Source organism: Pedobacter sp. Leaf216, assembly GCF_001421515.1.
Lineage (GTDB): Bacteria > Bacteroidota > Bacteroidia > Sphingobacteriales > Sphingobacteriaceae > Pedobacter.
On record NZ_LMKM01000019.1, the window covers coordinates 38,947 to 49,114 of the forward strand.

Annotated in this window: 4 protein-coding genes; all 4 read left to right on the plus strand. The window is 44.2% G+C overall.

What is annotated here, in order from left to right; all coding sequences use genetic code 11:
- Positions 1–251: 251 nt before the first annotated feature.
- The 4 genes from ASE74_RS14905 (at position 252) to nhaA (ending at position 9,771) form a co-directional block, all read left to right on the plus strand.
- Positions 252–6,026 (plus strand): CehA/McbA family metallohydrolase, encoded by a 5,775-nt coding sequence (locus tag ASE74_RS14905; RefSeq protein ID WP_055910739.1) that lies wholly within the window; start codon positions 252–254, stop codon positions 6,024–6,026.
- 8 nt (positions 6,027–6,034) lie between these two features.
- Positions 6,035–6,955: a type IX secretion system membrane protein PorP/SprF gene (locus tag ASE74_RS14910; protein WP_055910741.1), complete on the plus strand. Its 921-nt coding sequence runs from the start codon at positions 6,035–6,037 to the stop codon at positions 6,953–6,955.
- Between the two features lie 828 nt (positions 6,956–7,783).
- Entirely contained in the window at positions 7,784–8,023 is a 240-nt protein-coding gene (locus ASE74_RS24755; protein WP_157255436.1) for a hypothetical protein, read from the plus strand.
- Positions 8,024–8,610: 587 nt separating this feature from the next.
- Entirely contained in the window at positions 8,611–9,771 is a 1,161-nt protein-coding gene (gene nhaA, locus ASE74_RS14920; RefSeq protein WP_055910745.1) for a Na+/H+ antiporter NhaA, read from the plus strand.
- Positions 9,772–10,168 lie beyond the last annotated feature (397 nt).

Below are 10,168 nucleotides of genomic sequence, written 5' to 3' on the forward strand. Positions count from 1 at the left end.
CATTTGTAGGGCAAATTTGTTCCTTCAGGCAGTTTGGTATACTGTATATATTATTTTTGAGTGCATTACTTTTACCGAATAATCAAAATTCTCCAATCAATATCCTTATTATCCACTTATGGTAAAACGTTACTCCTAGTTATTTACATCCTTTCGGCATCGTTCCCAACAACCTTAAGCAATTACCCTACACCCGCTTAAACAACTTATTATAAAAATCATTCATCATTTCATATCCCTAAAAAACTTATATGAAAAAACTTTTACTCTTTTCCCTATTATTTCTCATAACAGGCAGATTACTGGCGCAAGTTACGCTTGGCATTTCTCCATATGTAGAAACCTTCGATGGTATCGGAACAGCTTTACCAGCTGGTTTTTCTACCAGAGTTAATGCCACAGCCACAGCACTGGGTACAATTTCTCCATTTACAAATACAGCTACCGCATGGAACAATGGTACAGGTGCATTTAAAAATTTTGCATCGGCTACTGCAGGGGCCACAGCAACACCAGTAGCACAAACTGCTGCAACCGACAGGGCTTTAGGCTTAAGACAAACCGCTGCGCTTGGAGATGGCAGTGGAGCATTTGTTTTTCAATTGGCCAATACCACAGGGAAAACAGGTTTTAAGTTAAGTTTCAACCTACAATCTGTTGATGCTACCTCTCCACGTACGGCAACCTGGCGTATTGATTATGGGATAGGTGCTGCACCATCAACCTTTACAGCAGCAACCACTACAGGCACATTAACAACCGGAAACAATTTATTTACAAATAATGTGGTAAATGTAGATTTCGGAAATGCATTAGATAACAATGCAAATACCATTTGGATCCGCATAGTATCTTTAAATACCACAACAGGTTCAGGCAACAGGCCATCAACCGCTATTGATAATTTCAACTTAAGCTTTATCTCTGGCGGTGGCTCTGCCACCCCTGCATTGGCAGCATCACCAACCAGTTTGGCATTTGGCAACCAAAGTATAGCAACAAATTCAACAGCACAGAGTTTTACACTTAGCGGCAGTAATACCACAGCAAGTACCAACGTTACCACCACATCACCATTCACAATATCGAAAGATAATAGCACCTTTAGTACAGCTATTGTTTATAGTGTTGCCGAAGTTACAGCAGCGCCAACCGTTTATGTAAGGTATAGCCCAACAGTTGCGGGCCCATCGGCAAGCAATGTTCAAATTACCAGCACTGGCGCAACTACCATCAATGTTGCCGTAAGTGGTACAGGCGTTGCTGGCGATGTAACCCCACCCATTACCGCAGCAACCTACCCAAAAACAACAACCGTTACCACAACTTCAGTAGCATTTGCAAACAACATAAACGAGGCAGGCGCCACCTATTATGTGTTATCTCTTACGGGAGGAACAGCCCCAACACCTGCACAAATTAAAGCTGCACAAGATGGCAGTGGCTCTGCAGCCTTAAAATCAGGCTCATTTACCAACACGGCCAATACCGATGCAAGCACAACAATTTCAGGGTTAAACATCGGCACCGCTTACACCTTATATGTAGTGGCACAAGATAATGCCGGCAACCTGCAAAACACTGTGGCCACGGTTGATGCCACCACAGCTAACCCTCCGTTGGTGAGTTCGCCAGTAATCATCAGTCAATATTACGAAGGCGCATCGGTAAACAAATGGATCGAATTAACCAACCTCACCAATGCCCCTATCAATACCGCATCACCACAATTAAAATTAGCTTTATACAATATCTCGGGCGATGCAGGTAACATCAACATAACCGGAGCACCCTCACAAACGGTAAACTTAAATTTCACCATTCCAGCATTGGGGTCGGTACTTTTGGGCAACTCAGGCAATACCACCGAAGTTCCTTACCTAACACAGGCAAATGCCATACTCATCAGCAATACCGTTATCAACTTTAATGGTAACGATGGAGTAGCACTTTTAGATGCCAACAACAACATTATCGATGCATTCGGACAAGGGGTGAACGCTAAAGACGTTTCTTATGTAAGAAGCCTCAATGTAACCGCACCAAGTCCAACTTTTATAGCTGATGATTGGACCAGAACACCACTGGCTACCGTTCAAAACGCCATTGATGATGATGATGCCGACCGTTTGGGCGTACATTTCCCACCAAACCTACCAACCTGTGCAGCGCCAACCAGCCCTGCAACAGCACTAACATTCAGCTCGGTAACTACCGGAAGCATTACCGCAACCTTCACCAAATCGGCTGATGCAAACGAATACCTCATCATCAGGAGCAAAAGTGCTACATTAAGCACATTACCAGTTGATGGTACAGCATACGCCATTGGTTCTGCTTTTGGAGGTGGTACAGTAATCAACAAAATTGTAAGCAATACCTTTACCGATAATGCTTTAAGCAGTTCTACCACCTACAACTATTTTATTGTTCCTTTAAATAACCTTTCATGCACGGGCGGCCCCAAATATTTAACCACCAATATTTTAACTGCAGCACAAACCACTAAAACCTTATTGCCCTGTGCAACCCCAACCGCACAACCCACAAACTTTAGTGTAACCTCATCTAACTACAATTTTATACAGGCAAGTTTTACAGCACCAAATGCGGCCGACGAATATTTGGTGGTAATGAGCACCAGCAACACCCTAACCGCAGCACCCGTAAACCAAACCGTTTACAATGTTGGCGATCAGCTTGGTGGTGGTATCGTGGTAAAAAGAGGAACCGGAACATCATTTATCAGAAATGGATTAACACAGAACACCAATTACTATTTCTTTACCTACGCGCTAAACAGTGCATGTAGCGGTGGCCCGTTATACTTAACTGCACAACCCCTTTTAGGAAACTTTAAAACAGGAATCCTCGATGTAAACAAACTGAACTTTTACTACGGCAACTTACACAGCCACAGCAGTTATTCAGACGGTAACAAAGATGATTTAACCAAAAAACCCGAAGATGATTATGCATTTGCCAAAACAGCAATGAATCTGGATTTCCTGGGCATATCAGAACACAACCATACCCAGGCCGGCATGTCGCTAGCCAACTGGCAGCCAGGCATCGATGCCGCTAAAAAAGCAACCACTTCCAATTTTGTTGCCTTGCACGGCATGGAGTGGGGCGTAATTAGTGGCGGCGGACACGTAATCGTATATGGTATCGATTCACTGATCGGATGGGAATCAGGCGAAAACCAGATCTATGTACCAAAAAGCACCTATACAGGGCCTGCAGGTTTATTTAGAATTATAAACAGACATGGATTAAATGCCATTGCAACCTTGGCCCACCCCAACACAACCGATTACAACAACATCTCTGCAACTTACGATTTAAGTGCCGATAGTGCCATAGTAGGATCAGCTTTAGAAAGCGGCCCCGCCTTTTCTACAAATGTAACCTATTCCGATCCTGCCAGCTCAATGAGTTATTTAAGTTACTATAACCGCATGCTCGCCAAAGGGTATCACCTGGGTGCAACCATCGACCACGATAACCACAATTTAACCTTTGGTAAACATACCCGTGCCCGTTTAGTGGTATTGGCCCCTGCCCTTACCGAAAATGATTTATTGGATGCCATTAAAAAAATGCGGTTTTATGCCTCAGAAGATTCGGCTGCCAAAGTAATTTTTACCATTAACAAACAGCCCGTAGGCAGCATATTTAAAACAGCCGGAGCACCGCAGATTTCGGTAAGTTCCATTACAACCAGTGCCATAGCGAGTATTAAAATTTTATTCGGCACACCAGGAAGCGGCACCAACCCGGTTGAGTTAACAACAAGCGCAACACCAGGTTTAACCTATACCGATAATGGATTGGCAAATTTAGCCACAGGGTATTATTATGCCGATATTTTAGAAACAGATGGCAGCCGCATCATTACATCACCCATTTGGTATACACGGGATGATGCCACGGTAAAAAAAGACCAGAACATCACTTTCACAGCAACAAGAACCGCTACCTATGGCGATCCCGACCTGGTTGCAGGTGCCACAAGCGATAACAACACCATCAATATCGAATATACCAGTAGTGATACCAATATTGCCACCATCAGCAATAACGACATCCATATTGTTAAAGCAGGTACCGTTACCATTACCGCCAATCAGGCTGGCGATACTTTTTTTAATCCCGCAGTTGCTAAACAACAGCTATTAACCATTGCGCCAAAAACCATTGCCGTAAAAGCCGATGCCAAAACCAAGGTAGAAGCAACAACCGAACCTGCATTAACATACGTATCTGCTCCGGCCTTAATCGGCACCGATGTTTTTACAGGCAGCTTAACCCGCTTGCCGGGCGAAACCGCTGGCGATTATGCCATTCAACAAGGCACATTGGCTTTAAATACCAACTACACCATTAATTACACGCCAGCAAACCTCCGTATTTATCCAAAACCTGTTGCTGCAATAAGCGGCAACATCGCTGTGCCAGTAAATACAATAGCCCCTGTAATAACCTTTACAGCAACTACAGGCAATGCCCCTTTTACCTTTACATACAACATTAATGGCGGCGCAAACCAAACCCTAACCACAAACACCAATACAGCCACGGTAAATGTGCCAACAAATGTGGTGGGTACCTTTGTATATACCGTTACCAGCATTACCGATGCTTACAGTACACAGGCACAAAATGTTTCAACAACAGTTAAAATTAACCCGATTCCGGTAGCCAGTATTTCGGGCACTACCGCATTGTGCTTAAACGGTACCGCACCAAACATTACATTTACAGGCGGTAACGGCACAGGGCCTTACGTATTTACCTATAACATTAATGGCGGGGCAAATAAAACCATCAGCACTACAGGTACCAATACCACAGTAACGGTATCGGCACCAGCCAACGTTGCGGGCACCTTTAATTACAACCTCGTAAGTGTTGCCGATGTAAATGCAGCCCAAAACCAAAGTGGTACAGCTACCGTAACCGTACGCACACTGGCAACCGCAAGCATTGCAGGCACTACAGCAGTACCAAACCTGGCACCCGCACCAACCATTACCTTTACCGGAGCCAACGGAACCGCACCATACACCTTTACCTACAACATTAATAATGGTACAAACCGAACAGTAACCTCTACCGGTAATACTGCAACCGTTACAGCACCTACAACAACAGTGGGTACATTTACTTATAACTTAGTAAGCGTGGCCGATGTAAACTGTAGCCAGCCACAAACCGGTACCGCAACAGTATTAATCCGCCCTTTACCAGTGGCAACCATATCTGGCAGCACATCCGTATGTAATTTTGGCAATACCCCAAACATCACCTTTACAGGCGCAGTAGGTACAGCACCTTACACTTTTACCTACGCCATTAACGGAGGTGCTAACCGTACAGTAACCACAAACACAACCATTGCTACCCTTAGCGTGCCCACCAATACTACAGGCACCTTTACTTATACATTGGTAAGCGTGGCCGATGCTTATGCCAGCCAGTTACAAACCGGAACAGCAACAGTAACCGTAAATGCTTTACCAGTGGTTTCCATCAGCAGCAATAAAGGATTATCAATTTCCAAAGGAGATGCCATCATTTTAACAGCAACAGGCGGTACGCAGTACAGCTGGTCGGGCTCAGAAATCATCAGCGGACAAAGCACTTCAGCATTAACCATCCGCCCGAAACAAAGTGGATCGTACAGGGTAACCGTTACCAATGCAAGCGGTTGTGTGAGCGATCAAACCATTGCGGTTACCGTAATAGATGATTATAAACTGGAAGCCAGTACCGTAGTTACCCCTAATGGAGATGGATACAACGATAAGTTTATTGTGAAAAACATCGATTATTACCCAAACAATACCTTAAAAATATTCGATAAGGCCGGCCGGATGCTGTACACCAAACACACTTATGCCAACGATTGGGACGGAACCATAAATGGTAGTCCGTTAAGCGAAGGCACCTACTATTACATTATTGATTTAGGTAATGGTATCGGCAATTTTAAAGGTTACATCAACATCATTAGAGACTAATTACAGACATGAGAGCAATTACAAAAAACATAAAGCAAATGCGTCGCGTAACGTTTCTATTTGCTGCAAGCACATTATTTTTAGGTTCGGTAAAAGCGCAGATCCTTCCACTAAATGCACAATATTTCCAAAACCGTTACCTCGTTAACCCATCAATGGCCGGTATAAACGAAGGTTTTAACATCAACGGAAGTTTCCGCAAGCAATGGTCTAACATTCCCGGTGCCCCCATCACACAAAGCGTAACTTTAGATCAGCAGGCAAACAAAGTAGGCTGGGGAATAAACATTTACAACGAGAAATCGGGCGGTATCCAGCGTACCAAAGCCGTAGGAACCTTTGCCTACCACCTGCCCTTGAGCAACGAAGACCAGAAATTAAATTTCGGAATCTCTTTTGGTGCAAGTCAGGATAAACTCGATTTAAGCAGTGTAAGAAACAGCGACATCAACGATCCATCAATTGCCCGTTTTAACGACAGGGGCTATTATCTTGATGGCGATTTCGGAATTTCCTATACATCCAGGGGATTAACTGTTGAAGGAGCCGTGCCGAATATGCGTTCCGTTTTCAGAAAAGATGATTTAAATTATGCCGACAAGCCTACTTTTTATTCAGCAGTAAGCTACAAATTTGCTTTAGGCTCAGGCATCAACGGAATCAGTATCGAACCTAAAGGCGTATTCAGGGGCATTAAAAACTTCGATAACCTATGGGATGCCGGTTTAAATGCCAACTTTGCCAACGATAAATTATACCTGATGGCGATGTACCACAATACACAAAACGCCACTGTAGGTTTCGGGATGAACTATAAATCTACCCTATATTTCATGGCTTATTACAATACCGCAACCTCTGCAATTAGTGGTTATACCGATGGCGATTTTGAAGTAAACATCAGGGTAAATATTGGTAAGAAACCATAAATATTCCTCTTACGTCATCCTGGCGTATTAAAGCCATCCCGAATCTAATATCGGGATGGCTTTTTGTTTTGGATGAGTTTTTACCTTCCGCATTTCCTCGCTCAATGCCTATAAAAGCTTTTCGTAAATCGGTGATGATACTAGTTGGCCCCTGAGCGTTTTAAATTGCATGAAAGATACTGGACTGAATCCGATAGCTTATCGGATCAGCATGACGACCTCTTTAAGCGTAGGGCAAACATATTTGTAAAACATAGCGACCGCATTAAGATTCCCGCATGCGCGAGAATGACGGCCGTGTTAAACTTACTACAAAGATTGCTTCCGCTCGCTCTTCCCCAGCCTCAGCAATGACGGATTTAACACATTCCCTGCATCCCGCTATTTGCTTCTCGCTATCTCCTCCCTGCTATCCGGCATAGGAAATGATGGAAGGAGAAAACGTTAAAGCTTTATCGTTACCTTTTCCTCTATCACTACATTAAGGCAGCACACACTTTCCGCCCCCTTCGGCGGAACTTGTGCTGACGACTAAAAAGCTTTAACGAATTTATCCGACATCAGTTCCAAGCCTTGATTTTTCGTTACCTTTTTATCAAGAAAAAGGTAAGAGCCCCTCGGTGGCGGCGAACCGAGGCAAGACTGAGCGAAGCGAAAACACAGCAACCGCATTACGATTCCCGCATGCGCGAGAATGATGACCGTGTGTTAAAACTAAAAAGATTGCTTCGGCTCGCTCTCCCCAGCCTCGCAATGACGAATTTAACGCATTCCCTGCATCATTCTATTTGCACCTCGCTATCTCCTCCCTGCAATCCGGCATAGGAAATGATGGAAGGAGAAAACGTTAAAGCTTTATCGTTACCTTTTTCTTTCATCACTGAATTAAGGCAGCAGACACTTTCCGCCCCCTTCGGCGGAACTTGTGCTGACGACCAAAAAGCTTTAACGAATTTATCCGACATCAGTTCCAAGCCTTTCAGTTATGCCTTATTGTTTGTTGTTTTTATAGGTAGTCATGCTTTCGCTGCGCTCAGGTTTGTTACTTTTGGGCCAAGCCAAAAGTAAAAGCCCTTCGGTGGCTAACCTGTACCGATTTCATATCGGTAACCGAGGCAAGCCCGAGCGAAGCGACCGCATTACGATTTCAGAATGCGGGAGAATGACGACCGTAATAGGGATTTACAACAAAGATTGCTTCGGCTCGCTCTCCCCAGCCTCGCAATGACGGATTTAACGCATTACCTGCATCATTCTATTTGCACCTCGCTGTTTGAATTATGCTATCTCCTCCCTGCTCATCCGGCATAGGAAATGATGGAAGGATAAAACGTTAAAGCTTTATCGTTATCTTTCCTTCCATCGTTGCATTGAGGCAGCACACACTTTCCGCCCCCTTCGGCGGAACTTGTGCTGACGACCAAAAAGCTTTAACGAATTTATCCGACATCAGTTCCAAGCCTTGATTTTTGGTTACCTTTTTATCAAGAAAAAGGTAAGAGCCCCCTCGGTGGCGGCTAACCGAGGCAAGACTGAGCGAAGCGAAAATAAAGCGATGGCATTACAACTCCCCATCCCTCACAACCCCACTCTCCTCTTCAAAAAAAACAAAAAACATCCCCTCTATCCCCCTTCATTTTACTATTTTTACCATTATGCCTAAAATCATTAATTTAGAAGTATTTCAACGTTTCTTCCGCTCCGGACAAGTGGGCGGTTTCCTATTGCTCATTTGCGTTGCCATCTCCCTACTCATTGCAAATACCGCTTCAAAAGAAAGTTTCGAAGCCTTTTTAGAAACCAGATTAGGATTTGACTCCCTTAATTACAGCATCCTCGCCTGGATAAACGACGCCCTAATGGCCATATTCTTCCTCCTTGTCGGCTTAGAAATTAAACGCGAACTTATAGAAGGAGAGCTGTCATCCATAAAAAGTGCTGCACTCCCTGTAATTGCCGCCCTGGGCGGAATGCTTGTACCAGCAATTATTTATTCCCTGTTTAATAAAGGTTACGAAACCGCCGGAGGCTGGGGCATCCCCATGGCTACCGATATCGCCTTTGCCCTCGCTATAATTGCGATGTTAGGTAAAAGCGTGCCAACCAGTTTAAAAATATTCCTTGCTGCTTTGGCTATTGTGGATGATTTAGGTGCCATTTTAGTCATCGCCATTTTCTATACCAAACAAATTCATTTCGAGTACCTTGCCATGGCCGGAGGGATCTTAATCTTGTTAAGCCTGATGAATTATTTCGGCGTAAAAAAACTAGTGTTCTACCTTATCCCTGGTGCTTTCCTTTGGTATTTCATCCACCACTCCGGCATCCATGCCACCATTGCAGGGGTACTACTGGCATTCACTATTCCTACTAACGAAACAGATGTAGAATCGCCATTAGAAAAACTCGAACATTTTTTAACCACTCCCGTAAACTACATCATTATGCCTGTTTTCGCACTGGCAAACACCAATATCACTTTCCAAAAAGAAATGCTTACCGGGCTTGTTTCTCCACTTGGCCTGGGCATTATTATAGGTTTATTTGCAGGTAAAACCATTGGCGTAACCCTTTTTAGTTGGTTAGCCGTAAAATTGAAATGGGCCAACCTCCCTACAGGCGCAGGCTGGAAACATGTTTTAGGTTTAGGCATCCTCGCTGGAATCGGTTTCACCATGTCGATTTTTATAGCCCTGCTTTCTTTTAGTGATTCATTGCATGTTTCGGAAGCGAAGTTTGCCATTTTAACCGCTTCAATCCTTTCGGGAGTAGTGGGTTTTGTGTTTCTGAAATCGGTGAGGAAGGTTTCACAATAGTATGGCGGCTGATCTTTACCGATTTTATGCGGCGAACCGAGGCAAGCCCGAGCGGAGCGAAAACAGCAACCGCATTACGATTCCCGCATGCGTGAGAATGACGACAGTATTAGAAACTTACTAAAAAGATTGCTTCAGCTCGCTCATTCCCTGCCTCGCAATGACGAATTTAGCGTATTCCCTGCACCTCGCTATTTGAACCTCGCTATCTCCTCCCTGCTCATCCGGCATAGGAAATGATGGAAGGAGAAAACGTTAAAGCTTTATCATTACCTTTCCCTCCATCGCTGCATTAAGGCAGCACACACTTTCCGCCCCCTTCGGCGGAACTTGTGCTGGCGACCAAAAAGCTTTAACGAATTTATCCGACATCAGTTCCAAGCCTTTCAGTTATGCC

Bases quoted from the DNA above. Each gene is read 5' to 3' on its own strand.
- ASE74_RS14905 (WP_055910739.1), top strand. From the start codon at position 252: ATGAAAAAACTTTTACTCTTTTCCCTATTATTTCTCATAACAGGCAGA.
- ASE74_RS14910 (WP_055910741.1), top strand. From the start codon at position 6,035: ATGAGAGCAATTACAAAAAACATAAAGCAAATGCGTCGCGTAACGTTT.
- ASE74_RS24755 (WP_157255436.1), top strand. From the start codon at position 7,784: ATGATGGAAGGAGAAAACGTTAAAGCTTTATCGTTACCTTTTTCTTTC.
- nhaA (WP_055910745.1), top strand. From the start codon at position 8,611: ATGCCTAAAATCATTAATTTAGAAGTATTTCAACGTTTCTTCCGCTCC.